We start from the raw sequence: 24417 nt of genomic DNA, 5'->3' as shown, positions 1-24417 counted from the left end.
ATGCGAAACACGAAGCCGCTCCGCCTGCACCTGCTTGCGCTTGCCGCCTGCCTTGTGGCCGGCTGCTCCGTCGCGCCCACGTACCACGTTCCCACGAGCCCCGCACCGGCCCAATTCAAGGAGGCGCAGGGCTGGGTGCCGGCAGCGCCGGGCGACGCGCTCGAGCGCGGCGCGTGGTGGGACCTGTTCAGCGACCCGGTGCTGGGCCAACTGGCGGCCAGCGTGGAGGTGTCGAACCAGAACGTGGCGGCGGCGATCGCGGCCTACGACCAGGCGCGCGCGGCGGTGCAGGCGCAGCGCGCGTCGCTGTTCCCGTCGGTGGACCTGAGCACCAGTGCCGACCGGGCCGGCGGCGGCAATGCCGGCCCGTCGAACCGCTACCGGCTGGATGTTGGCGCGAGTTGGGAACTGGACGTGTGGGGACGCCTGCGCGCCAACGTGTCGGCGGCCACCGCCAACGCACAGGCGTCCGCGGCCGACCTGGCCTCGGCGCGCCTGTCCGCGCAGGGGCTGCTGGCCACCGACTACTTTGCGCTGCGCGCCACGGATGCGGCACTGGGGATCATCGCCAGCACCATCGACGCCTACCAGCGGGTGCTGCAGATCACGCAGAACCGCTTCAAGGCCGGCATCGCCGCGCACTCGGACGTGCTGCAGGCGCAGACGCAACTGGCCAATGCGCAGGCCGACCAGCAAGGACTGCTGCGCCAGCGCGCGCAGCTCGAACATGCGATCGCGATCCTGGTCGGCAAGGCGCCTGCCGAGTTCTCGCTGGCGGCCACGCCCTCGTGGCAAGTGGTGGTGCCCGAGGTGCCGGCGGGCGTGCCGTCGACGCTGCTGCAGCGCCGGCCCGACATCGCGGCAGCCGAGCGGCGCGTGGCGGCGGCCAATGCGCAAATCGGGGTGGCGCGCGCGGCCTATTTCCCCAGCCTTGGCCTGTCGGCCAATTACGGCACGGCGTCCACGACGCGCTTTGCGGACCTGTTCTCGGCGTCGAACGCGGCGTGGTCGTTCGGGCTGTCGGCGGCGCAGAGCATCTTCAACGCCGGGGCGACCAGCGCGAACGTGGCGGGGGCCGAGGCGGCGCATCGCGAGGCCGTGGCGCGCTACCGCCAGACCGTGCTGACCGCATTCGGCAACGTGGAGGACCAGCTGGCGGCGTCCCGCGTGCTGGCGAACCAGCAGGACCGGCGGCGCGAGGCGTCCCAGGCGGCGGACCTGGTCGAGCAGCAGATGCTCAACCGGTACAAGGCGGGGCAGGTGAGCTATACCGAGGTGGTCACCGCGCAGGTGACGGCGCTGAACGCGCGCAGGAACCTGGTGCAGGTGCAGTCGGACCGGCAGGCGGCGGCGGTTGCGCTGATCCAGGCATTGGGCGGCGGCTGGCACGTGCCGCAGTAGTCAAGCTTTCGCCGCTGTCGCGAGCACGTCGTCCCCGCGCAGGTGGGGACCCATGCTGAGGGTAACGAAGCCACAAGCGCTGCAGCGACTCAAGCGCTCTATGGGTCCCCGCCTGCGCGGGGACGACGTATCGACGTTAGTTGGCCAGCAGCTCGCGCAGGTACTGTTCCCACAGCTTGGCGATCGTATGGCTGCCATGCCCGCGGGTGTCGGGCGTGAGCGGCAGCACCACGGCCTTGCCGTGCTTGACGCGCTTGATCTCGCGCTCCAGGATGCCCAGCTCCGGCGGGTTGATCAGGTCATCGGCGGTGTTGACGGCGATGAGTGGCGCCTGGATCTTTTCCAGCTGCGGCTTGGGATCGTAATCCTGCGACGCCTCCAGCTGGTACAGCAGGTCGTTCGCATCGGTGCTCTTCATCGCGGCGAGCACGTAGGCATCGAGCGCCTTGTCGGTCTCGGCCAGCGTCGGCGTCTGTTCCTGCCGCAGCACCGGGTTGCTGCTCATGAAGTACAAGATCTGCGTGGCCGTGCGCAGGCTTTGCGGCTGGGCCTTGTACTCGCCACCCTGCCACTGCGGGTCGTTGCGGATCGCGTCGATCACCGTGCGGCGCCACACGCGGTTGCGTCCCGAGATCTGGTCCGGCAGGCTGGCCAGCGGCATCAGGGCATCCATGAAGCCGGGATAGCGCTCGCCCCATACCCAGGTCTGCATGCCGCCCATCGAGGTGCCCATCACCAGCCGCAGGTGGTTCACGCCCAGCGTTTCCGTCAGCAGGCGGTACTGCGCGTCCACCATGTCGTTGTAGCCGTAGTTCGGAAAGCGCGCGTGCAGGCCGTCGCTCGGCTTGGACGACTGGCCGTGGCCGATGCCGTCGGTAAGGATGATGTAGTAGCGCGACGCATCGAGCACGCCACCGGGGCGGAACAGTTCGCCCGAAAATTCGGGGCGCACGAACTGCGCGCCGGTGCCGCCGGTGCCGTGTGTGATGAGTACCGCGTTGGTCACCTTGCCTTGCGCGTCGCGCTGCGGCTTGCCGAAAGTGCGGTAGTGGAGCTTCAGCGCCGGCAGCGATTCGCCCGACTTGAAGCGGAAATCCTTGAGGATGGCATCGCCTTCGTTTGGAACCGGAACGTCGGCCGCCTGGACGGCGCTGGCGCAGATGCAGAGGAGGAGGGACGCGAGAAGCTTGGACATGTTCGTTTTCAAAAAGCCATTGCAGGGGCTGGTTACTATAGTCCAGTTTCCAATGCGTGTACGTTTGACACTGGAAATTTTTCCGCAGATACTTTTCCCGCTCTTTGCTGAGTTTCCCCGTGTATTTACGGGCTTCCCTGATCCCATCCAGCGAGATTGTTGCGTGAAAAAGAAAACCCTAGTTCTGGCCCTGTTGGCGGCGGCCTCCGCCCAGGCGGCAACACCCCCGAAATTTGATCCCCACCGCATCATCCAGGACGTGAAGGTCCTGGCATCCGACGAATTCGAAGGCCGCGGCCCCGGCACCGCTGGCGAAGTGAAGACGGTGGACTACCTGGTCAAGCAGTTCAAGGCGGCCGGCCTGCAGCCGGGCGGCGACCTGGTGAACGGCAAGCGCAGCTGGACCCAGGACGTGCCGCTTGGCCGGTTCGAGATCAAGGGCCCGGTCCAGGTCAGCGTGAGCGATGGCAAGCAGACCATGGCCCTGACCCAGGGCGAGGAGATTGCGATCCGTCCGGCCGAGAACGGGCAGGCGCAAGTGGATATCGCGAACGCGCCGCTGGTCTTCGTCGGCTACGGCGTGAGCGCCCCGGAGCGCAACTGGGACGACTTCAAGGGCATGGACCTGAAGGGCAAGCTCGCCGTGGTCCTGATCAACGACCCGGACTTCGAAACCGGGCAGGGCGACTTCGGCGGCAAGGCGATGACCTACTACGGCCGCTGGAGCTACAAGTACGAAGAGATGGCGCGCCGCGGCGCGCTGGGCACGCTGATCGTGCACGAGAGCGCACCGGCCTCGTACGGCTGGCCGACCGTGAAGAACTCGAACACCATCGTCCAGTACGACATCGTGCGCAAGGAGCCGCCCAAGGATCACGCGCCGGTCGAATCGTGGATCCAGCGCGACCTGGCGGTGGACCTGTTCAAGCGCGCAGGCCTGGATTTCGAGGCCGCGAAGAAGCAGGCGCAAAGCCGCGACTTCAAGCCCGTCGAGCTGGCCGGCATCACGCTGTCGGCGCACTTCGCGGTGGACGCGCAGGTGATCAAGTCGAAGAACGTGGTGGCGATCAAGGAAGGCAGCAAGCGCCCGAACGAGTATGTGATCTACACCGCGCACTGGGACCACCTGGGTGTGGGGCTGGCCAACGGCAAGGGCGACAAGGTGTACAACGGCGCGCTGGACAACGCGAGCGGCACGGCCGCGCTGCTGGAACTGGCGCGCGCCTACGGCAAGCAGCCCAAGCCGGCGCGCAGCGTGGTGTTCCTGTCGGTGACCGCGGAAGAAAAGGGCCTGCTGGGTTCCGAATACTACGCGGCCAATCCGCTGTACCCGCTGGCCAGGACCGCCGGCGTGATCAACATGGACGGCATGGCGCCGAACGGCCCGGCACGCGACTTTTCCATCTCGGGCGTGGCCAAGCTCGACCTGCTCGATCGCCTGAGCGCACAGGCGCGCAAGTGGCACCGCACCTACTCGCCGGACCCGAATCCGGAGGCGGGCTACTTCTACCGCTCCGACCACTTCTCGTTCGCCAAGCGCGGCGTGCCGGCGATCTCGTATCGCGGGGGCCAGGACTGGGAGAACGGCGGCCTGGCGGCGGGCAAGGGCAATGCCGAGGCCTATCGCGTGAACGACTACCACCAGGCCTCGGACGAGTTCAAGCCGGAGTGGACCTTCCAGGGTGCGGCGCACGACCTGGAACTGATCTACGCAACCGGCCGCGAGCTGGCCGATTCGGGCGACTGGCCCAACTGGTCGCAGGATTCGGAGTTCCGCGCAGCGCGTGACGAAAGCGCGGCGCAGCGCAAGTAAGCGGTAGGGTGGGCGGATTCCGCCCACGCGTTCAAAGCACGCATGCGTAGTTGGACGCGTGGGCAGGAGGACCTGCCCACCCTACGGTGCCTGGCTGTCCGGCCTGCGCGCCAGCCGGCCTGCCAGCACCGCACACACCATCAGCTGCAGCTGGTGAAACAGCATCAGCGGCAGGATGATCATCCCAAGAGCGCTTGGCGCGAACAGCACCTTTGCCATTGGCACGCCGCTGGCCAGGCTCTTTTTCGAGCCACAGAACACGATCGTGATCTCGTCTTCCTTGCTGAACCCCAGCCGCCGGCTGGCCAGCGTGGCGGCGCCGAGCATGACGGCCAGGATCAGTGCGCTGATCATCAGGATGCCGATGAGCGTGGACAGCGAGACCTTTTGCCACAAGCCTTCGTTCACCGAGTCGCTGAACGCGGTATAAACCACCAGCAGGATCGAGCCCTGGTCGAAGAATTTGAGGACCGGCTTGTGGCGGTCCACCCAGCCGCCAATCAGGGGACGCAGCAACTGGCCGGCGATAAAGGGCAGCAGCAGTTGTTCGACGATGGTGAGCACCGAATCCAGTGGCGAGCCGCCCGCCGCGCCGCGCGCGATCAGCACGCTGACCAGGAGCGGCGTGATGAAGATGCCAAGGAAGTTCGAGGCCGAGGCGCTGCACACCGCCGCCGCCACGTTCCCGCGCGCCAGCGCCGTGAACGCAATCGACGACTGCACTGTCGAGGGCAGCGCACACAGGAACAACACCCCCAGGTACAGGTCCGGCGTGAGCAGGGCCAGGGCAAGCGGCTTGATCGCCAGGCCCAGCAGCGGGAACAGGACGAAGGTGCTGGCCAATACCAGCAGGTGCAACCGCCAGTGGGTCAGCCCGGACACCAGCGCCTCGCGCGACAGCTTGGCGCCGTGCAGGAAGAACAGCATGCCGATCGCGAGCGTGGTGATGTGGCCGAACGCGACCGCCACCTGGCCGCTGGCCGGCAGCAGGCTGGCCAGCGCGACCACGACCATGAGCAGCACCGTGAACGGATCGAGCGCGAGCCGGCGCATCAGGCCGGCGAACAGGTTGTCAATACGAGGCATGCGATTCCAGGGCAATCCCATTGGGGGGAGCGTGTCATTTTAGCGGCATCGCCACAGTATGGCTGCCGGCAGCGGCGAAAGCCTGAAAATCGTTTTCACTATTTGGCAACGCGGCTATACTCGGCGGTTGTCTCATATCGTCCGCCGCGGCCTCCTGGTGCGGTGATGAATATTTTTTGACCTGGGGTCCAACTTGTTCAAATCTCTTGTCCTGCCAGTCGCCCTGCTGGGCGCAGCAACTGCCGCACACGCCGACGAGGGCCAGTGGCAGCCGCACCAGCTCCCACAGCTCAAGTCCGAGCTCAAGCGCATCGGCATCACCATTCCGGCCGAGAACCTGGCCGACCTGTCGAAGCACCCGATGAGCGCGATCGTCTCGCTGGGCGGCTGCTCCGCCTCGTTCGTCTCGCCCGATGGCCTGGTGGTCACCAACCACCACTGCGGCTATTCGGCGATCCAGCGCAACTCGACCCCGGAGCACAACTACATCGCCAACGGCTTTTTGGCCAAGACCCGCGCGCAGGAGCTGCCGGGCGGCCCGAACACGTTGGTTTACGTGACCGAGAAGGTCGAGAACGTGACCGATCGCGTGCTCAAGGGCTTGTCGCCTAACCTGTCGGGCAAGGAGCGCCACGAGCAGGTGGAAAGCCGCATCAAGGCGCTGATCGCCGAGTGCGAGTCCGACAAGGCCTACCGCTGCTCGGTGCCGGCCTTCCACCGCGGGCTGGAGTACTACCGCATCAAGCAGCTGATGATCCGCGACGTGCGCCTGGTGTACGCGCCGTCCAACCACATCGGCGACTTCGGCGGCGACATCGACAACTACGAGTGGCCGCGCCAGGTGGGCGACTTCTCGTTCCTGCGCGCCTACGTGGGCAAGGATGGCCGTCCGGCCGACCCGTCGCCGGACAACGTGCCGTACAAGTCGAAGGACTTCCTGGTCGTCTCGGCCGAAGGGCTGAAGAACGGCGACCCGATCCTCCTGGCCGGCTATCCGGGCCGCACCAGCCGCTACAAGCTGCCCAGCGAGATCCGCTTTGCGCGCGACGTGGACTACCCGGCCAAGGTAGGCGCGATCACGGCCGACCTGTCGGTCATCGCCGCCGCCACCATGGGCAACCCGAACTACAACGTGCGCTACGCCAGCGTGGTCAAGAGCGCCAACAACGTGCTCAAGAAGACGCAGGGCCTGCTGGACGGCTTCGCGCGCAAGGACATCGCCGCGATCAAGGACGTCCAGGACGCCGAGTTCCGCAACTGGTACAAGCAGCACGGCAGCGGCTCGAAGACGCTGCTGGCGGACCTGGACGCGGTGATCGGTTCCGACATGGCCGTGTCGCGCCAGGAGTTCGCGCTGAACGAAGCGACCCACAGCGACCTGCTCAAGAGCGCACGCACGCTGTACAAGCTGGCGATCGAGCGGCAAAAGCCCGATGCGCAGCGTGAGGCGGGCTACCAGGAGCGCGACGTTTCGTTCATCAAGGCGCGCCTGACGCGCCTGGAGCAGTCGTTCGTGCCGAGCGTGGACCAGGCCCGCTACGCCGCCGCGCTCACCCGTTACGCCAAGCTCGATGCGAAGATCCACCCGGCCGGCGTGGACGCGCTGCTGCCCGCGCCGGACGCGCTCGATACGCTTTACAAGAACACCCAGCTGGCCGACACCGCAAAGCGGCTGGCCTGGATCGGCAAGGACCCGGACGCCTTCCGCAAGTCCGATGACGCCTTCATCCAGCTGGCGGTGCGCATGCACGACGCGGCCAATGCGGTGGAAGAGCGCCGCAAGGAAGTGGACGGCAACCTGGAGCGCGTGATCCCGCAATACATGGCGGCCGTGATCGCGTGGAAGAAGTCGCTCGGCAAGCCGGTGTACCCGGACGCCAACTCGACGTTGCGCGTGACCTTCGGCACCGTGTCGCCGTACTCGCCGCGCGACGGCATCACCAAGGGCCCGTTCACCACCGTCGAGGGCATCCTCGAGAAGGCCACCGGCAAGGAGCCGTTCATCGCGCCGGCCTCGCTGTCGGAGGCGATCAAGGCCAAGCGCTACGACGTGTTCAAGGATCCGGTGCTGGGCACCGTGCCGGTGAACTTCCTGTCGTCGGCCGACACCACGGGCGGCAACTCGGGTTCGGCGGTGATGAACAAGCGCGGCCAGCTGGTGGGCCTGAACTTCGATTCGACCTACGAGTCGATCACGAAGGACTGGTACTTCGACAGCGCCATCACGCGCGCCATCCACGTCGATATCCGCTACATGCTGTGGGTGATGAAGGAAGTCGACCACGCCGACAACCTGCTCAAGGAAATGACGATCAAGTATCCGAAGAAGTGAGCGTGAGGCACTGAGGAAGCGGCCGCGTGGGCAACCGCGCGGCCGTTTTTTATTGTTGAATGCGCGTGTGCTTCAACGTAGGGTGGGCAGATTCTGCCCACGCGTTCAGCTCAAGCGTGCGCGCTCGCTGTCTCCGCATTGACCGACGTGCTGGAACAGGAGCGCGGCCAATGCGATAATCCTTTAGTTTGGCGCCACCGCGCCGCCTTCCCGCCCGCGAATGAACGATACACTCACCCTTGCCGGTTTTAGCACCTCGCCGCTGGAGCTGACTGGTTTCCTCCTGTCCGTGATCATGGTGCTGCTGAACATTCGCCAGAACCACTGGGGCTGGCTGTTCGGGATCGTCTCGTCGGCCACCTACGGCATCGTGTTCTTCAACGCGCGGCTGTACGGCGACGCCTCGCTGCAGCTGGTGTTCATCGCCAGCGCGCTGTGGGGCTGGTACCAGTGGCTGCGCGGCGCGGGCGAGAGCAAACTGGTCGTCTCTCGCCTGAGCGGTGCCGGCTGGGCGTGGTCGAGTGCAGCCTGGGCGCTGGGGTTCGTTGCGCTCGCGGCGTTCCTGCATGCTTTTACCAACACCGACGTGCCGCGCGCGGACGGCTTCCTGACCGCCGGCAGCCTGCTGGGCACTGTGCTCCTGGCGCGCAAGAAGGTGGAGAACTGGCATGTGTGGATCGCCGTGGACGTGCTGTATGTCGCGCTGTACATGTACAAAGGCCTGATGCTCACCGCAATCCTGTACGCGGTGTTCGTGGCGATGGCGGTGGCGGGCCTGCGCGCGTGGGCCAACATCGCAAGGGCGAGGGCATGATGGCGCACGCCACGCGCATCGTCATCCTCGGCGCTGAATCGTCCGGCAAGTCCACGCTGGCCGAGGCGCTGGCCGGGCATTACGGCACCGTGTGGGTGCCCGAGTACCTGCGCGAGTTCGTCGAGACGCGCGGCCGCGTGCCGTTCGAGGAGGACCAGTTCGGGATCGCACTCACGCAGCTGGAGCGCGAGAACGCGCAAGCCGCGCGCGCCAATCGCTTCCTCTTTTGCGACACGTCACCGCTGATGACGGCGATCTACAGCCGCGCCTACTGGAACCGGGTGGATGCGCCGCTGGCCGCGCTCGCGGCCAAACACGACTACGCGCTCACGCTGGTGGCAGCGCCAGATGTGCCGTGGGAACCGGACGGCCTGCAGCGGGACGGGATCGAGCGGCGGCAGGAAGTGCACCGCATGGTGATCGAGACGCTGGACGAACGGCGCATACCGTTCGTCCAGGTGGGAGGAGACCTGCCGCAGCGGCTGCGGCAGGTGCGGGAACTGCTGGGTTAGAAGTCCAGCTGGGCCGACACGCGGAAGGTGCGCGGGGCGCCCGGATACAGGTAGCCGCCCAGTGCCGGGGTCACGTCGCGCCAGTAGAACTTGTCGAACAGGTTGTCCACGCGCGCACGCACGACCACGTTGTTGGCGCCGGCCTTGAGCGCGTACGCGCCGCCCACGCCGAACACGCTGTAGCTGGGCACGAACACCGTGTTGGTCACGTCGAACGCCTTGCGGCTGGCGTACTGCCAGGTGCCGTCGATCTTCAGCCCCGGAACCTGCGGCACCGAGTAGGCCAACATTGCGATCGACTTGAAGTTCGGGACGTCAGTCACGCGCTTGCCGTCGATGGTCGGGTCACCCGTGCCTTCCTGCTTGGTGTTCAGCGCGGTCAGCGACACGCTGTATTCCAGGTTGGCAGCCGGCTTGCCCTGTGCCGCCAGTTCCAGGCCGCGGTGGGTCTCCTGGCCGTTGCGCACGAAGGTGTTGGCGGCGTTGGTGTACTCCAGGCCGCGGCGGATCTGGAACAGGGCAGCGGACAGCTGCAGCGCGGCGTTGACGTTGCCCTTGACGCCGAATTCAACCTGGTGCGAACGGTTCGGGCCCAGGCCCTGCAGCTCGTTGGTGGTCTGCATCGGCGCAAAGCCGCCCGGCTCCACGCCGTGGCTCAGCGCACCGTACACGTTCCATTGCGGCGTGAATGCGTACACCAGCGCCACGTTCGGCAGCAGGAACGAGTCGTCGCTCTTCTCGTGCGGGGTGGCCGGATCGACGAACTGGTCGCGCTTGAAGTTCACGTAGCGCACGCCGGCGTGCAGCGTGGTTTGCGGCGCGAGCTTGACGATATCCTGCGCGAACAGGCTGCTTTCCTTGTCGGTCAGGCGCTCGAACACCGGGCCGGTCACGCGGTCCGGGCCGACCGGCGGCACGATGCGGTTGTTCCAGATGTTGCTGGAGCCGACGAAGTCGTAGATGTAATCGCCAAACGCGTTGTGACGCTCGTTGTACGAGGTGCCGACGGTGAGCGCGTGCGAGATGTCGCCGGTTGCGAACTTACCCTGCACCATGGCCTGCGCGCCCCACGGGGTCTTGCGCTCGCCGATGCTGCGGTAGTCATACACGTCGTAGTCGCCATTGGTGCAGTAGCCCGGGTAGAAACCGGCGCCTTCGTTGGAGCAGCCGTACGGGAAGGCGGTGAAGTCGTCGCGCTTGAACCAGTGCTTGTTGGCGTTGACGGTGGCAACCCAGTCCGGCGCCAGCTTGTATTCGAAACGCAGGCCCAGGTTGGTGCTCTTGGTGTCCACCGGCTTGGCCCACGGCTGGTCGTTCAGGAACATCTTGCCCGACACGCCGGTCGGCAGCACTTCGCCGCGGATCAGCTGGAAGCCCGGCTGGGTCAGTTGCGCCTTGTGCTGGTAATCGAAGTCCAGCTGCAGCAGGGCGTCGGGGCTGATCTGCCAGTCGAAGGCACCCGAGACGAATTCGCGCTCGCCGTTGGCGCCGCGCACGTACGGGTGCAGCGAAGCGGCGGCGGCGTTGACGCGGTAGCCGAAGCGGCGGTCCTCGAAGCGGCCGCCCAGGTCCACGGCGCCGTACACGGTGCCGCGCTCGCTGTATTCGACGGTGGCCGAGCGCAGCGGCTTGTCGGTCGGACGCTTGGTCACGTAGTTGATGATGCCGCCCGGCGCCGACACGCCTGCCTGCAGGCCCGACAGGCCCTTGAGGATCTCGATGCGCTCCTTGTTCTCGAGCGGGATCTGGGTGTCGTTCGGGATGGCGATGCCGTCCTTGCGGTAGCTGGTGTCATTGTTCAGGGCAAAGCCGCGGATCGAGAACTGTTCCGCGTAGCCGACCGCATTGTAGGCGTCGCTGATGGAGGCATCGTATTTGGCCGCTTCGGTGGTCGTGCGGATCGACAGGTCCTGCATGCGGCTGCTGTCGATGGTGGTGATCGATGCGGGAGTATCGACCACCGCGGTGGTGCCGAAACCGCCGACGGCCGCGATGCCGCCGGCTTGCTTGGTGCCGGTGACCACGACTTCGGGAACGGCCTGGCCGCTGGTTTGCTGCGCGTACGCGACGCCGGAGAACGCCTGCACGACGGCGCAGGCGATGATGGTTTGCTTCAGGTTGGTTTTCATTGTGTTTGCTCGTTTTCGCGCGCCGCCGCTGGCTGCGCGCTGCTTTTTACAAAAGCCGGAGCCAACGTGGGGGAAGGGCAAACAAGATAGACGACAACTGCTTTGCGCTTTCCTTCGCTGGCATTATCCAGATCAGGTACGGAGGGTATCTCTCACCCGGAAGCAAAGCCCCAGGACCCCTAGCGAGCCGCGAGTGTATCACGAACCAGGGCGGTTCGTGGTGTGTCTGCTAATTCAAGATTGGGATGTGTTGTTAAAGCTGCGGATTTGCTGGCTTGGATTGGACGCGTGGGCAGCGAGCTGCCCACCCTACGCAAATCGCTGCTACGTAGGGTGGGCAGGTTTCCTGCCCACGCGTTCAACGGCGCTCTGATCAGAGGCAAAGCTCCAGCACCTTGCGGCTCACCTCGAGATTGACGTCGCGCTTTTCGCCCAGCTTGACCATGCGGTGCGCCTCGAGCGCCTTGAGCACCGGCTCGATCACTTCGCGGCCCAGCTGGTAGTCGGGCAGGCGCGTGCCCACGCCCACTTCGCGGAAGAAGGCTTCGGTGCGTGCGATCGCCTGCTCGATGCGGTCATTCTCGCTGCCTTCGGTGATGTGCCACACGCGCTCGGCGTATTGCAGCAGCTTGGCGCGCTTGGCCTCGCGCCGCACGCGCAGCATCGCCGGCAGCACCACCGCCAGCGTCTGCGCGTGGTCCAGCCCGTAGAGCGCGGTCAGCTCGTGGCCGACCATGTGGGTCGCCCAGTCTTGCGGCACGCCGGCACCGATCAGGCCATTCAAGGCCAGCGTGGCGGTCCACATCAGGTTTGCGCGCACGTCGTAGTCGTGCGGTTCGGCCAGCGCCCTGGGGCCTTCCTCGATCAGGGTGAGCAGCAGGCCCTCGGCAAAGCGGTCCTGTACCTTGGCGTTCACCGGGTAGGTCAGGTACTGCTCCATGGTATGCACAAACGCGTCCACGATACCGTTGCCGACCTGGCGCGGCGGCAGCGTGTAGGTGGTGGTCGGGTCCAGCACCGAGAATTTCGGGAAGACGAGCGGCGTGCCGAACGCGAATTTTTCGTGCGTGGCCTTGCGCGTGATGACGCCGCCGGAATTCATCTCCGAGCCGGTGGCCGGCAACGTCAGCACGGCGCCGAACGGCAGCGCGGCCTGCACGTTGGCGGCGCGCTTTTCGAAGATGGTCCAGGGATCGTCGTCCATGGTCGCGCCGGCGGCCACGAACTTGGTGCCGTCGATGACCGAGCCGCCGCCGACGGCGAGCAGGAAGTCGATGCGCTCGGCCTTGACCAGCGCGATCGCCTTCATCAGGGTTTCGTAAGTGGGATTCGGTTCGATGCCGCCGAATTCAAACACGGTGTGCTGCGACAGCGCCGCCTTGACCTGGTCGTACACGCCGTTGGCGCGGATGCTTCCGCCGCCGTACAGCACCAGTACGCGCGCCTGTTGCGGCACCAGGTCGCGCAGCTTGGCGATCTGTCCTTCGCCAAAGACGATGCGGGTGGGATTGTAGAAATCGAAGTTGAGCATCTGGCCCCCTTTTGTTGCCGAACAAAAGAGGGATTATCGCGCAGTCGGCTGATTCGCGCCGGCTTCAGGCCTCGGCCGGCTCGCGCACCGGCGCCGCGTGCTCCTGGTGCGCGCGCGCGTGCAGCAGGTGGCGCTGCAGGGTGCCGCGCGCCGACTCGCCGATCACGCGCCAGTGTTCGCGCCGCTGGGCCGCGCGCTTGCGGTGCTTGGACGGCATGTCGGCCAGCGGCTTGAGGTAGAACGGCAGTGCGATCAGCCAGGTGTTGCCCGGCATTTCAACGCCGCCGAGGATCTTCCAGAAGCCGTCGTAGGCGTTGGCGAAGTGCTTGACCTCATCCGGATTGTAGGCGACGTGGGCGGTGCACTTGATCGCCACCACCTGGTCCATGCCGACCGCCTGGGCCACGCCCTGCATCGCCGCAAAGCAGAAGAAGCTGGGCGAGTTGTTGGGGAAGACCTGCTCGAAGGCCTCGAACGCCTCGCCCGAATCGGTCCAGCGCCCCTGGTTGCGCGCAATGAAGGGCACCAGCGGCGCCTGCACGCCGGCCATGGCGCCGTCCATCCAGCTGAACGACAGCCGGTGCAGGCACTTGCCGTCGGCCACCAGCGAGAGCGTGAGATCGCCCTCGGCATTGGCGCGCGAGGCCATGTCGAGCCGGATCAGGAAGCGGTGCTCTTCGTGCTGGTGCTCCCACAGCACCAGCCCGCCGTCGCGGTACACCGCCTGCTTGTAGGCGGCGTTGAAGGTGGTTTCCTCGAAGTTGTAGTGCGCCAGTGCGCACTGCACCCGCTGGCGCGGCGACAGGCCCTTGACCAGGTAGTCGCGGTGGCTCAGGTGGTGGAACAGGTCGTCGTTGGGCGGCAGCGCGACATAATTGCGCACCACGTCGAGCTGGCACAGCGCCTGGTGGTCGCGGTAATACATCAGCACCCGCGACGTGCGCAGGATGCACAAGATCCAGGACGTCAGGCTGTACTGGCTGCGGCGGGCCAGCCAATGCTGTTTCAGGTGGGCGAAAATCATCGCGCGCTCCGTGGTCGCAACTGGTTGTCAGGCGTTTCTATCTTGTCTTAGCTTCAGGCCGACAAAAATGAGATTGCTCAAAAGAAACAAATTCTACATTGCAACGACCGCGCCGTGTCGTTTTTTCCCGTGGTGCTGAGCCCGGCGCGGCAAGACTAGCACGATTGGCGCGCCGTCCGAGCCGGTCCCTGTTCGATAATTGCGCCAAACCGAACGAAGCCGGAGGTGGCCCGTGACCTATGAACTTTTTTATTGGCCGTCGATCCAAGGGCGCGGCGAATTTGTCCGCCTGGCGCTGGAGGAAGCCGGCGCCCCCTACGTCGACGTTGCGCGCGAGCCGGGCGGCATGAAGAAGATGATGAAGGCGCTGGAGGATGGCGGCCATCCCGCGTTCGCCCCGCCGTTCCTGAAGGCCGGGCCGCTCACGATCGGGCAGACCGCCAACATCCTGTTGTACCTCGGCCAGCATCACGGCCTGGCGCCACAAGTGGAGGAGGGCGGGCTGTGGACGCACCAGCTGCAGCTGACCATTGCCGACCTGGTGGCCGAGGCGCACGACACGCACCATCCGGTCGCCGGCTCGCTGTACTACGAGGACCAGAAACCGGAGGCCAGCCGCCGCGCGGCCGACTTTGTCGCCAACCGCATCCCCAAGTTCCTCGGCTACTTCGAGCGGGTGCTGGGCGGGCGGGCGTGGCTGGTGGGGGGGCAGCTCACGTATGCCGACCTGTCGCTGTTCCAGGTGGTGGAGGGGCTGTGCTATGCGTTCCCGCGCGCGCTGGCGGGACTGGGCGACGAGTATCCAGGCATTGCCGCCTTGCGCGAGCGGGTGGCGGCCCGGCCCAGGATCGCGGCCTATCTCGCTTCGCCGCGCAGGCTGCCGTTTTCGGAAGAGGGCATCTTTCGCCACTACCCCGAGCTTGATCCGTAGGGTGGGCAGCTTGTCTGCCCACGCGTTCAATCAGCGCATGCGTGATCTGGACGCGTGGGCAGGAGGACCTGCCCACCCTACCGGCGAGTTGTTTTGCCATCTGGAATTGGGTTAGCATCACCGGCGGTCTGTCCGTCCATCCACTTCCAGAGGCACCATGACACAACGCCGCAAGTTCCTCATCAACGCCCCGCTTGGCCTGCTGGCCGCCACCACCGCCGTGCGCAACGACGCGCTCGCGCAGGACACGCCGCCGCCCGGCGCGCCACCGACCTTCGGCGCCACGCCCGCGGTCGGTCCCGAGGTGAGCCCGGCCACCTTCGCCGAGGCCGAAAAGCTGATGCAGGTGAAAATGACCCCGGCCCAGCGCGAGATGGCGTCGGCAAGCTGGCGTGTGTCGCTGTCGTCCACCATGGAGCGGCGCACCGGGCCGCGCAAGGTGCTGCTTTCGCCCGAGCTGGCGCCGGCCACGGTGTGGCATCCGCAAGCGGTCGCCGGCACGACGGGCGGCAAGGGGCGCTTCGTGCGCAGCCGCGCCGGCGCCGGTGCGCTGCCCGCGCGCGACGAGGACATCGCGTACGCCACCGTTGCCCAGCTGTCGCGCTGGATCGAGTCGCGCAAGCTCACGTCCGAACGCCTGACGCGCATCTACATCGAGCGCATCGAGCGCCATGACGGCAAGCTGCGCAGCGTGATCACGCCCACGTTCGAGCACGCGCTGGCGCAGGCGCGCCAGGCCGACCGCGAGATCGCCGCCGGCCGCTACCGCGGGCCGCTGCACGGCATTCCGTACGGGGTCAAGGACCTGCTCGACACCGCCGGCATCCGCACCACCTGGGGCGCAGAGCCGTTCCGCGACCGGGTGCCTGCCAAGGACTCGGCGGTCGTGGCGCGCCTGAACGCGGCCGGCGCGGTGCTGGTCGCCAAACTGAGCCTGGGCGCGTTCGCGCTCAACGACATCTGGTTTGGTGGCCAGACCATGAACCCGTGGCTGCTGGAAGAGGGCGCGTCGGGGTCGAGCGCGGGGCCGGGTGCGGCCACGGCGGCCGGCCTGGTGGCGTTTTCGGTCGGCAGCGAGACCGGCGGCAGCATCGTCAGCCCGTCGATGCGCTGCGGGGTGACCGGCCTGCGCCCCACTTATGGCCGGGTGCCGCGTACCGGCGCCATGACGCTGTGCTGGTCGCTCGACAAGCTCGGCCCGATGACGCGCAGCGTCGAGGATGCGATGCTGGTGCTGGACGCGATCTCCGGCACCGACGCGGGCGATGTGGCGAGCGTGCCGGCCAGGCTCGATTTCGACGCCGGCGCCGGCGTGCGCGGCCTGAAGGTCGGCTACTTCCCCGGCTGGATGAACGAGGCGCCGGCCACGGACGTGGACCGCGCGGCGCTGGAGCGCATGAAAAAGCTCGGCATGACGGCCGTGCCGGTGTCGCTGCCGGACTGGCCGTACCAGTCGCTCAACACGGTGCTGTTTGCGGAGGCCGCCGCCGCGTTCGAAGAGATTACGCTCGACGGCCGCATCGACCAGCTGCGCGAGCAGGTGCCGGACGCGTGGCCGAACCTGTTCCGCGAGGCGCGCTTCCTGTCGGCGGTGGACTTCGTGCAGGCCGACCGGCTGCGCCGCAAGGTGGCGCTCGAAATGGCGCGCATCATGCGCGAAGTGGACCTGCTGCTGGTGCCGTCGCTGCGCGACGAGATGCTGACGATTTCGAACTTCACCGGCCACCCGTCGCTGACGCTGCGAACGGGCTTTGTGCAGGTGGGGCAGGCGCGCAGCGACTGGGCGCCGGATCCTGCGCGCCCGCTGCCCACGTTCACGCCGCCGCGCCGTGTGCCGCATGGCGTGACCCTGATCGGGCGCCTGTTCGACGAGGGCACCATTGCGCGCGCCGGCATGGCCCTGGAAAACGATGCCGGCGTGGCCGGCGAGCGCCCGCCAGGGTTCTGAACAACACCGCCAACGCTGACGTAGGGCGGGCAGATTCTGCCCACGCGTTCAACAAGCTGCAAAGCAGTCGCAGTGCTTGACCACAGCCGGGAAAAGCCCGGCAGCGCGGCGAGCCAGCCCCTGTTGAACGCGTGGGCGGACAAGCCGCCCACCCTACCGTCCTCAGGCGTGCAGCCCGCCTTCGCGCTCGAGCCGCTTGTAGTACACGAGCGAATACGCGGCCGGCACCAGTGGCCCGGCCAACAGCAGCGCGAGCGCGACCGCCGGTTGGTCGGCCAGCGCCGCGACGAACGACAGCGCGCCGAACCCGACCATCGTCTTGGCCGCCAGCCGGTGCGTCGCGTACCACACGCGTTCGTTGGCCAGCGTCCACGGCGTGCGTACGCCGATCCAGAAGTTGCTGCGCACCTTGCCCATCACATTGCCCAGCAAAGCGATGAACACCGCCACCCCGGCCAGCATGTGGTGGGTGGTCGCTCCCGAGCCCGTGGTCACGCCCCACAGCATCACGGCCTGCGCCCAGGCCAGCATGGCGACCACCAGCAAGGCGCAGTACCAATAGGTGTCGGTGAACGCATCGACCGAGAAGCGCGCCGGCGAAATCTTCGGCAGCACCGCGAACAGCAGCAGGCTGCCGGCCATGATGCCCGGCATGAGCCAGGCGTTGGCGCGCGCGCCGTAGCGGTCCACCTCGCCGCGGATATTCCAGTGCACGGGCATGCGGTCCGGCAGCGCGCCGTACAGGGCCAGGGTGGCGCCGGCCACAGCCAGCACGAGCAGGATCGACAACAGCAGGTAGCGGTTCTTCATTGTTTTTCTCCTTTGGCGCCGCGCGCCAGGTCCATCGTCCATGCCAGGATGTCTTCCAGCACGGTTGTGTTAAGCGCGTACCAGATGGTCTGGCCTTCGCGCCGGCTGGTCACCAGCCCCGCCTCCTTGAGCACCGCAAAATGATGAGACAGGGTAGGCTTGCTCATGTCGAACCGCCCGGCCAGGTCGCCAGCCGTCATCTCTTCTTTGCGCAGCAGGTGCAAAATGGCGCGGCGGGTCGGGTCGGCGAGGGCCTTGAAGATCGAATTGCTGGCGTCCGACATAATTAGAAATTCATGTAATTAGAAAGTGATCGAAATACTAGGCGGGTCTTGGCGCAATGTCAAGCACCCGGCATTTGGGGTGAATCTTCCGGTTTCGCGTTGGTCGATTCGCACGGGTATGTCCTGGATAGTTCAACCGCAAAGGAGAGCGCAATGAGCACAAGCAATGTCAAGCCGGTTCCGGAAGGGATGCACACCATTACCCCGCACCTTGTCTGCGCCGGCGCGGCAGATGCGATCGAGTTCTACAAGAAGGCGTTCGGCGCCGAGGAAGTCATGCGGCTGCCCGGGCCCGACGGCAAGCTGGGCCACGCCATGCTGCGCATTGGCGATTCGCTGCTGATGCTGGCCGACGAGTTCCCGCAGTGGGAGTCGTTCGGGCCGCTGTCGCTGAAGGGCTCGCCGGTCACGCTGCACCTGTCGGTGGCCGACGTGGACAAGGCGTTCGAGCGCGCGCTGGCCGCCGGCGCCGCCGTGCGCATGCCGCTGGCCGACATGTTCTGGGGCGACCGCTACGGCATCGTGGAAGACCCGTTCGGCCACCGCTGGTCGCTGGCCACCCACATCCGCGACGTGTCGGCCGAGGAGATGGCGGCCGAGATGGCCAAGGCCTGCGCCTGAGCCAATCCGGCAGGCGGGCGCACGCGGCAGTATCATGTCGGCTTTCCCACGCCAGCGAGGAGACGCCCTTGAACCTGACCAGCTATGTGCGCCAGATGGCGACCTACAACCAGTGGATGAACGAGCGCCTGTACGCGGCCGCCGCCACGCTGCCCGATGCAGAGCTTGCGGCTGACCGCAAGGCGTTCTTCGGCTCGATCCTCGGCACCCTCAACCACGTGGTCAATGGCGACATCATCTGGCTTAAGCGGTTTGCCGCGCATCCGTCCAGCTGCCCGGCGCTGGCGCCGGTGGTGCCGTTGCCGCTGCCGGCCGGGCTGAACGAGCCGCGCGCCGCCACCCTGGCCGAACTGGCCGTGCTGCGCCGCCAGCTTGACGGCGTGATCGTGGGCTTTGCCGGCGAGGTGCGCGACCAGGACCTGGACACGGTGCTCAGCTGGACCAACAGCCGCGGGCAAACCTGGCACAGGCAGTTCGGCGGCGTGCTGCAGCACTTCTTCAACCACCAGACCCACCACCGGGGCCAGGTCACCACCTTGCTGTCGCAGCAGGGTGTGGATGTCGGCGCCACCGACCTGCTGCTCGTGCTGCCCGAGGTGGCCGCATGACGCCAAGCGAGATCTTGCGCATCGCCGCGTTCGCGGACGGCGACGCGGGCGGCAACCCGGCCGGCGTGTGGCTGGGCGCGTCGCTGCCCGACGCCGCCACCATGCAGCGCCTGGCGGCCGTTATCGGCTTTTCCGAAACCGTGTTCGCGGCGCCGCAGGGGGGCTTCTTTCGCGCGCGTTACTTCTCGCCCGAGGCCGAGGTGCCGTTCTGCGGCCACGCCACCATTGCGCTCGGCGCAGCGCTGGCCAGGCAGCATGGCGATGGCGTGTACCGGCTCGCGCTCAACAACGCGCAGATCACGGTGGAGGGCCGGCAGCAGGGTGCGCAGGTGCAGGCGGCGCTGCAGTCCCCGCCCACCCGCAGCCAGGCCGCGCCCGCTGCGCTGGCCGATGCCGCGCTGGCGCTGTTCGGCTACACCCGTGCTGACCTCGATCCGCGCATCCCGCCGGCGCTGGCCCACGGCGGCGCAGACCATCTTGTGCTGGCGCTGGCCAGCCGCGAACTGCTGGCGGCAATGCGCTACGACCTGGACGCCGGCCGCGCCCTGATGAATGCCCACGGCCTGGTGACCGTGGTGCTGGCCTGGGCCGAGGCGCCGCAGCGCTTCCACACCCGCAACCCGTTCGCGGCCGGCGGCGTGTACGAGGACCCGGCCACCGGCGCCGGCACGGCCGCGCTGGCGGGCTACCTGCGCGACCTTGGCTGGCCGCACGGTGGCCACATCGAGGTGGTGCAGGGCGAGGACATGGGCATGCGCTCGCGCCTGTTCGCAGACATTGGTCAACAGCCCGGGGGCTCGATCCGCGTGTCCGGCATCGCCCGCTTCATGAGCGCTCAATGATAAAAATATGTGAAATAAATTAAGGCTTAAAAGCAGGCCTGCTCCAAAGATTGACGAAGTGACAAAGAACGATAATGAAAAAATTAACCTTTTTTTCACATCGTAACCAGGAGTCCTCATGGAGCAGCACCAGCAACCGTTCAATCCGTCCCGCGGCATCCACGCCGTCGGTCCCGCCAGCGTTTCGCCTGCCACCGAGCGCCTGCCTTTCACCATTCGCCGCGTGGACGACAGCGATGCGCTGCGCAAGGCGGTGCAGATCCGCCACGCCGCCTACGCGCGCCATGTGCCCGAGTTCGCGCGCACGCTCGCGTTGCCGGAAGACGCTGACTACGAACAGGATTGCGCGGTGCTGCTGGCCGAGTCGCGGCTGGATGGCTCGCCGCTGGGCACCGTGCGCATCCAGACCAACATGTTCCAGCCGCTCTCCATCGAAGAATCGGTGGTGCTGCCGGCGTGGCTGCAGGGACGACGCCTGGCCGAGGTGACGCGCCTTGGCGTGGGCGAAGGGCGCATCGGGCGCGTGGTCAAGCTGGCCCTGATCAAGGCCTGCTTCGAATACTGCGAGCGTGACGCGATCGACTGGGCAATCGTGACCGGCCGCGCGCCGATCGACCGCCAGTACCAGCAGTTGCTGTTCGAAGACGTGTTCGACGGCGGCCAGATGGTGCCGCTGCGCCACGTGGGCAACATCCCGCACCGCGTCATGGCGTTCGAGATCGCCACCGGCGAAGCACGCTGGCGCGAGGCCGCCCACCCGCTGCTCGGGTTCTTCCGCCACACGCGCCACCCGGACATCGACATCGGTCCGGTGGATCCAGCGCGCGGTATTGCGCCGCGCCAGTTTGCACGGATGCGTCAATACAACCGTCTCGCCGAACTTGCCGCCTGAAAAACAATTGCAATAGAGCAAGAACAGGTTGTATCCTTGCGCCCTGACGCTGCCGGCCCGGTTGCCGGTGCCAGTGAACCCGCATGAGCCAGCCTATGTCCTATTCGCCGACACCGCCGCGCAGCACGCCCGCCGGACCCGTCAACCGGGCGCTGGAAGGTGTGCTGCGCCTGTTCTCGGTGTACCTGGTCCCGCTGGGGATTGCCTTGTTTTCGCTGGTCGCGCTGCTGTTCTGGAACAGCCACTACGTCGCCAGCGGCGACCAGCCGGTGGCGCTGCGCCTGCTGGTGGAGCAGGAGGCCGCGCTGGCGCCCGAGGCGGCGCTGCGCCAGCTGGCGCAAGTGAGCGCGATCGACCATTACGACAGCCGGCTGTCCGAGGCACCGGTGTGGTTTGCCTTCACCACCCGGGGCGCGCCGGGCGACGCCGACGTGGTCGAGTTCCCGTCGCCGCACATGGTGGCGATCACCTGCTGGGATCCGTACAGCATGCAGCAGCTGGGCCAGGCCCGGCGCGGCAGCGCCGAGGGCGCGCTGTCGCAGGTCAAGGCCGGCTTTGCGCTGCGCCTGTGGAATACGCCGGCCGAGGTGCTGTGCCGCGCCAGCTTCATCGGGCCTGCGCGCCTGACCGCGGTGCAGTGGCCGGTGGACCAGATGACTTTGTCGATCCAGCAGTTCCACCGCAAGTCGGGCCTGCTCGACGGCGGCATGATCGTGCTGACCTTGTTCATCCTGATTACTGCCGCGATCAACCGGCAGACGCTGTACCTGCAGTTCGCGGGCTGGCTGATCCTGAACCTGCGCGTGGGCGCGCTGTCGGCCGGCTGGGACGTGCAATGGCTTGGCCAGGCCATTCCGGCCGAGTGGCTGCTACCGGTGCGCAAAGCCACGATCGCGCTGTACGCGATGTCCACGCTGACCCTGTACCACACGCTGTTCGGCGGCTACCTCAGCCGCACCCGCTTTGCGCCGCCGCTGCGCGTGCTGCAGTGGCTGTGCGTGCCGCTGCTGGCCTGCGCCTTCGTGCTGCCTTACCGTAGCTTCTTGCCGATCATGTGGACGGTCACCGGCGCCGGCCTGGTCCTGATGACGATGGGGCTGGTGAGCGTGATCGCGCGCAGCCAGGCCCGGGTGGCGCTGTGGTTTGCCGCCTCGTTCGCGGTGACCTTCATGTCCGGGCTGGCCGAGGTGGTGTCGGCCGCGCTCAACGTGCGCGAGCTCACCGGCGTTGCCAACAGCGTCACCGCGGCGCTGGCCTCGAGCCTGCTGGCCGCGCTCGCGGTGGCCGAGCAGATGCGGCTGGAGACCGAACGGCGCATCGCCGCGCAGGCCGAGCTGGAACACGCCTACGAGGCGATGCCGCTGGGCCTGTTCACGCTCGACCTGTACGGGAACTTCCTGTCGACCAATCCGGCGCTGGCCGGCATGCTGGGCGACCCGCGCATGGTGCCGGGGCGCACGCGCTGGCAGCAGTTCTTCCCCGAGGGTGTGCTCGGCCAGCTCCAGGAGCTGGTGCACCGCCAGCAGAATGCCGAGCTGGAGATCGCCTCGCGCGACGGCGAGCGCCGCTTCCTGGTGCGCGCGACGCTGGCGCGCGGTCGCATCGAGGGCGTGCTGGAGGACATCACCGAAAAGACCAAGGCCACCGAGCAGCTGCGCTTCATGGCCAACCACGACCCGCTGACCAAGGTGTACAACCGGCGCGGGATCGAGAAGGCGTTCGAGCTGGCCGCCGCGTCGCTGGCCGCCGGCAAGCCGCTGGCGCTGGCCTACGTGGACCTGGACCGCTTCAAGCTGATCAACGATTTGTTCGGCCACGCCGCCGGCGACGAGGTGCTCAGGCAGGTGTGCGGCCGCATGGGGATGATGCTGGGCGGCGAACAGCAGATCGGCCGCGTGGGCGGCGACGAATTCGTGATCGTCATGCCCGACACCCCGGTGCGGCTGGCCGCGCTGGTCTGCCGCGGCATCGTCGACCGCCTGGTCGGTGAGCCGTACCAGGTCGGCGACAAGGCGTTCCATGTGCGCGGTTCGATCGGGCTGATCGAGGTGTCGCTCGGGATGGCGATGAAGGACGCGGTGTCGGCCGCCGACCGCGCGTGCCGCGAGGCCAAGGCCAACGTGCACGAAGGGCTGGCGGTGTACGAGCGCGATTCGTCCGCCTTCCACGAGCGCGAGGCCGAGCTGAACCTGGTCGCGCGCTTGTCCGGGCCGCACCCGACCGCGGGCCTGTTCCTCGAAATGCAGCCGATCATGTCGCTCAGGAGCCCGAACGCCTCGCTCAATTTCGAGGTGCTGCTGCGCATGCGCGAGCCGGACGGGCGCGTGATGCCGGCCGGCCCGCTGATCGACGCGGCCGAGAAGTGCGGCCAGGCCGGCGTGATCGACCGCTGGGTGCTGGCCACCACGCTGGACTGGATCGCGCAGCATGCGGAGCAGCTGCCCAACACGCGTTTCGTGTGCATGAACCTGTCCGGTGCTTCGCTCAACGACGAACGCTTCGTGCAGGACACGCTGGAGATCCTGGGGCGGCGCGCGGCGGTGGCGCACCGGCTGTGCATGGAGATCACGGAGAGTGTGGCCTTGCACGACCTGGACAACACGCGCCGCTTCATCGAACAAGTGCGCGCGTTCGGCGTGAAGGTGGCGCTGGACGACTTCGGGGCCGGCTACACGTCGTTCTCGTACCTGAAGGAGCTGCCGGCCGACGTGCTCAAGATCGACGGTAATTTCGTCGTCAACATCAACGCGCATCCGGCCAACGTGGCCATCGTCGAGGCGATCGTCAACCTGGCGGTCAACCTGGGCATGAAGACCATCGCCGAATGGGCCGAGGACGCGGCCACCGTGCGTACGCTGGCCGAGATCGGCGTGGACTACGTGCAGGGCTGGGCGGTGGCGCGCTCACAGGCGCCGGAGCGGCTGCTGGAGGCAAAGTCGTCGGCCAGCTTCATCACCGACAGCCAGGTTGCGTACCTGGTGCGCTGCCTGGACGCGGGCGTGGAGCTCGAGCAGGAACTGTTCGCGGGCCTGAACTGACCGTAGGGTGGGCACTCGTGCCCACGGGTCTGTATGAGGCGCGTGTGACGCGTGGGCTCGAGAGCCCACCCTACCAAGACGGGCAGCATTCATCGTTGCCCGTTTTCCTTCACCATCAGCTGCATGCGCGCCGCCTTGAGCGTGGCCGCGTCACGCGAGAGCTGCGCTTCCTTTGCCGTGGGCGGCTTCCATTTTCCGCGCGGGGGCAGCGGCGCCGGCGCCGGATAGCGCGCCGTGGCCGGCACCGCGGCCGGCAGCTCGTCGCCGCCCGAGCCGGTGCTGCCGGCACTGCCCGAGCCACCGAATGAGCTGTCCTGGATCACCAGGCGCTGCCCGGCCGTGCCCGGCGGGCAGGGCTGGTCGGTGAGCGTGACGTGGCCGGTGCGGTCCACGCACTTGAGGATGTCCCCGGCCAGCGCGGACGGCGCCGCAGTGGCCGCGGCCAGGATCAGGCAGAGTTGGCAGGCTTGGCGCTTCATCGCGGCTCCCGGGTTAAAACGAATGCATCCATTCTTTCGCGCGCCCGGCCGTGGGTCTGTTCGGTGCCGAACCCTGTCCACAATCTCCCGAACCAGAACAGCTGGCCGAACTCTAACGTTGCACACG

20 protein-coding genes and 1 riboswitch are annotated in these 24417 nt (G+C 67.0%); of the genes, 12 read left to right on the top strand and 8 right to left on the bottom strand.

The window, feature by feature from the left end; genetic code table 11:
- Positions 1–1401, top strand: coding sequence for an efflux transporter outer membrane subunit (locus NX774_RS03225; RefSeq protein WP_258820695.1), 1401 nt, complete (start codon positions 1–3; stop codon positions 1399–1401).
- A gap of 136 nt (positions 1402–1537) precedes the next feature.
- Here the strand turns inward: NX774_RS03225 and NX774_RS03220 are convergent, their stop codons facing one another.
- The gene (locus NX774_RS03220) at positions 1538–2596 is read right to left on the bottom strand and encodes an alpha/beta fold hydrolase (RefSeq protein ID WP_258820694.1); all 1059 of its coding nucleotides are present in this window, start codon (positions 2594–2596) and stop codon (positions 1538–1540) included.
- Between the two features lie 163 nt (positions 2597–2759).
- Between NX774_RS03220 and NX774_RS03215 the strand changes: the two genes are divergently transcribed.
- Entirely contained in the window at positions 2760–4409 is a 1650-nt protein-coding gene (locus NX774_RS03215; protein WP_258820693.1) for a M28 family metallopeptidase, read from the top strand.
- Positions 4410–4490: 81 nt separating this feature from the next.
- Here NX774_RS03215 and NX774_RS03210 read toward each other — a convergent pair whose 3' ends face one another.
- Positions 4491–5495, bottom strand: a complete 1005-nt coding sequence (locus NX774_RS03210) for a bile acid:sodium symporter family protein (protein ID WP_370660398.1) — start codon at positions 5493–5495, stop codon at positions 4491–4493.
- 193 nt (positions 5496–5688) lie between these two features.
- Between NX774_RS03210 and NX774_RS03205 the strand changes: the two genes are divergently transcribed.
- The 3 genes from NX774_RS03205 (at position 5689) to NX774_RS03195 (ending at position 9153) form a co-directional block, all read left to right on the top strand.
- Positions 5689–7827 carry a S46 family peptidase gene (locus NX774_RS03205; protein WP_258820692.1) on the top strand — a complete coding sequence of 713 codons (2139 nt, stop codon included), beginning with the start codon at positions 5689–5691 and terminating at the stop codon, positions 7825–7827.
- Between the two features lie 220 nt (positions 7828–8047).
- Entirely contained in the window at positions 8048–8641 is a 594-nt protein-coding gene (pnuC, locus tag NX774_RS03200; RefSeq protein ID WP_258820691.1) for a nicotinamide riboside transporter PnuC, read from the top strand.
- Positions 8611–9153 carry an AAA family ATPase gene (locus NX774_RS03195; protein ID WP_370660397.1) on the top strand — a complete coding sequence of 181 codons (543 nt, stop codon included), beginning with the start codon at positions 8611–8613 and terminating at the stop codon, positions 9151–9153. The genes pnuC and NX774_RS03195 overlap by 31 nt, the downstream gene beginning before the upstream one ends.
- On the opposite strand, the gene NX774_RS03190 is transcribed toward NX774_RS03195, so the two are convergent.
- The 3 genes from NX774_RS03190 to NX774_RS03180 all read right to left on the bottom strand — a co-directional run bounded on the left by NX774_RS03190 (position 9150) and on the right by NX774_RS03180 (position 13837).
- Complete coding sequence (locus tag NX774_RS03190; RefSeq protein ID WP_258820690.1) at positions 9150–11282, bottom strand: TonB-dependent siderophore receptor; 2133 nt, start codon at positions 11280–11282, stop codon at positions 9150–9152. The two genes, NX774_RS03195 and NX774_RS03190, sit on opposite strands and share 4 nt — an antisense overlap.
- Positions 11283–11374: 92 nt before the next feature.
- Positions 11375–11473, bottom strand: a riboswitch (TPP riboswitch).
- A 182-nt stretch (positions 11474–11655) separates the two neighbouring features.
- Positions 11656–12813, bottom strand: a complete 1158-nt coding sequence (locus tag NX774_RS03185) for an iron-containing alcohol dehydrogenase (protein ID WP_258820689.1) — start codon at positions 12811–12813, stop codon at positions 11656–11658.
- Between the two features lie 64 nt (positions 12814–12877).
- Positions 12878–13837, bottom strand: coding sequence for a DUF535 family protein (locus tag NX774_RS03180; protein WP_258820688.1), 960 nt, complete (start codon positions 13835–13837; stop codon positions 12878–12880).
- A 232-nt stretch (positions 13838–14069) separates the two neighbouring features.
- On the opposite strand from NX774_RS03180, the gene NX774_RS03175 reads away from it, so the two are divergent.
- Both NX774_RS03175 and NX774_RS03170 read left to right on the top strand, forming a co-directional pair.
- Complete coding sequence (locus NX774_RS03175) at positions 14070–14768, top strand: glutathione S-transferase (protein WP_258820687.1); 699 nt, start codon at positions 14070–14072, stop codon at positions 14766–14768.
- A 157-nt stretch (positions 14769–14925) separates the two neighbouring features.
- The gene (locus NX774_RS03170) at positions 14926–16716 is read left to right on the top strand and encodes an amidase (RefSeq protein ID WP_258820686.1); all 1791 of its coding nucleotides are present in this window, start codon (positions 14926–14928) and stop codon (positions 16714–16716) included.
- A 162-nt stretch (positions 16717–16878) separates the two neighbouring features.
- On the opposite strand, the gene NX774_RS03165 is transcribed toward NX774_RS03170, so the two are convergent.
- Entirely contained in the window at positions 16879–17526 is a 648-nt protein-coding gene (locus tag NX774_RS03165) for an SdpI family protein (RefSeq protein WP_258820685.1), read from the bottom strand.
- Entirely contained in the window at positions 17523–17810 is a 288-nt protein-coding gene (locus NX774_RS03160) for an autorepressor SdpR family transcription factor (RefSeq protein WP_258820684.1), read from the bottom strand. The genes NX774_RS03165 and NX774_RS03160 overlap by 4 nt, the downstream gene beginning before the upstream one ends.
- 153 nt (positions 17811–17963) lie before the next feature.
- Here NX774_RS03160 and NX774_RS03155 point away from each other — a divergent pair, with 153 nt between their 5' ends.
- The 5 genes from NX774_RS03155 to NX774_RS03135 all read left to right on the top strand — a co-directional run bounded on the left by NX774_RS03155 (position 17964) and on the right by NX774_RS03135 (position 23811).
- A complete protein-coding gene (locus tag NX774_RS03155; RefSeq protein WP_258820683.1) occupies positions 17964–18431 on the top strand; it encodes a VOC family protein in 468 nt (155 codons plus the stop codon).
- A 95-nt stretch (positions 18432–18526) separates the two neighbouring features.
- Positions 18527–19039, top strand: a complete 513-nt coding sequence (locus tag NX774_RS03150) for a DinB family protein (RefSeq protein ID WP_258821433.1) — start codon at positions 18527–18529, stop codon at positions 19037–19039.
- Positions 19036–19881 (top strand): PhzF family phenazine biosynthesis protein, encoded by an 846-nt coding sequence (locus NX774_RS03145; protein WP_258820682.1) that lies wholly within the window; start codon positions 19036–19038, stop codon positions 19879–19881. The genes NX774_RS03150 and NX774_RS03145 overlap by 4 nt, the downstream gene beginning before the upstream one ends.
- Positions 19882–19999: 118 nt before the next feature.
- Complete coding sequence (locus tag NX774_RS03140; protein WP_258820681.1) at positions 20000–20773, top strand: hypothetical protein; 774 nt, start codon at positions 20000–20002, stop codon at positions 20771–20773.
- 83 nt (positions 20774–20856) lie between these two features.
- Positions 20857–23811 carry an EAL domain-containing protein gene (locus tag NX774_RS03135; RefSeq protein ID WP_258820680.1) on the top strand — a complete coding sequence of 985 codons (2955 nt, stop codon included), beginning with the start codon at positions 20857–20859 and terminating at the stop codon, positions 23809–23811.
- Between the two features lie 89 nt (positions 23812–23900).
- On the opposite strand, the gene NX774_RS03130 is transcribed toward NX774_RS03135, so the two are convergent.
- A complete protein-coding gene (locus NX774_RS03130) occupies positions 23901–24290 on the bottom strand; it encodes a DUF4124 domain-containing protein (protein WP_258820679.1) in 390 nt (129 codons plus the stop codon).
- Between the last annotated feature and the right edge of the window lie 127 nt (positions 24291–24417).

Source organism: Massilia agilis (assembly GCF_024756255.1).
Taxonomy (GTDB): Bacteria; Pseudomonadota; Gammaproteobacteria; order Burkholderiales; family Burkholderiaceae_D; genus Telluria; species Telluria agilis.
The sequence above is the reverse complement of the archived record's forward strand: the minus strand, read 5'-3'. Positions and strand labels throughout refer to the sequence as shown.

Excerpts from the sequence above, each read along its gene's own strand:
- NX774_RS03225 (WP_258820695.1), top strand. The coding sequence starts at position 1 with ATGCGAAACACGAAGCCGCTCCGCCTGCACCTGCTTGCGCTTGCCGCC.
- NX774_RS03145 (WP_258820682.1), top strand. The coding sequence starts at position 19,036 with ATGACGCCAAGCGAGATCTTGCGCATCGCCGCGTTCGCGGACGGCGAC.
- NX774_RS03160 (WP_258820684.1), bottom strand. The coding sequence starts at position 17,810 with ATGTCGGACGCCAGCAATTCGATCTTCAAGGCCCTCGCCGACCCGACC.
- NX774_RS03135 (WP_258820680.1), top strand. The coding sequence starts at position 20,857 with ATGAGCCAGCCTATGTCCTATTCGCCGACACCGCCGCGCAGCACGCCC.
- NX774_RS03140 (WP_258820681.1), top strand. The coding sequence starts at position 20,000 with ATGGAGCAGCACCAGCAACCGTTCAATCCGTCCCGCGGCATCCACGCC.
- NX774_RS03210 (WP_370660398.1), bottom strand. The coding sequence starts at position 5,495 with ATGCCTCGTATTGACAACCTGTTCGCCGGCCTGATGCGCCGGCTCGCG.
- NX774_RS03165 (WP_258820685.1), bottom strand. The coding sequence starts at position 17,526 with ATGAAGAACCGCTACCTGCTGTTGTCGATCCTGCTCGTGCTGGCTGTG.
- NX774_RS03150 (WP_258821433.1), top strand. The coding sequence starts at position 18,527 with ATGGCGACCTACAACCAGTGGATGAACGAGCGCCTGTACGCGGCCGCC.
- NX774_RS03170 (WP_258820686.1), top strand. The coding sequence starts at position 14,926 with ATGACACAACGCCGCAAGTTCCTCATCAACGCCCCGCTTGGCCTGCTG.
- NX774_RS03185 (WP_258820689.1), bottom strand. The coding sequence starts at position 12,813 with ATGCTCAACTTCGATTTCTACAATCCCACCCGCATCGTCTTTGGCGAA.
- pnuC (WP_258820691.1), top strand. The coding sequence starts at position 8,048 with ATGAACGATACACTCACCCTTGCCGGTTTTAGCACCTCGCCGCTGGAG.
- NX774_RS03220 (WP_258820694.1), bottom strand. The coding sequence starts at position 2,596 with ATGTCCAAGCTTCTCGCGTCCCTCCTCCTCTGCATCTGCGCCAGCGCC.
- NX774_RS03180 (WP_258820688.1), bottom strand. The coding sequence starts at position 13,837 with ATGATTTTCGCCCACCTGAAACAGCATTGGCTGGCCCGCCGCAGCCAG.
- NX774_RS03130 (WP_258820679.1), bottom strand. The coding sequence starts at position 24,290 with ATGAAGCGCCAAGCCTGCCAACTCTGCCTGATCCTGGCCGCGGCCACT.
- NX774_RS03190 (WP_258820690.1), bottom strand. The coding sequence starts at position 11,282 with ATGAAAACCAACCTGAAGCAAACCATCATCGCCTGCGCCGTCGTGCAG.
- NX774_RS03155 (WP_258820683.1), top strand. The coding sequence starts at position 17,964 with ATGAGCACAAGCAATGTCAAGCCGGTTCCGGAAGGGATGCACACCATT.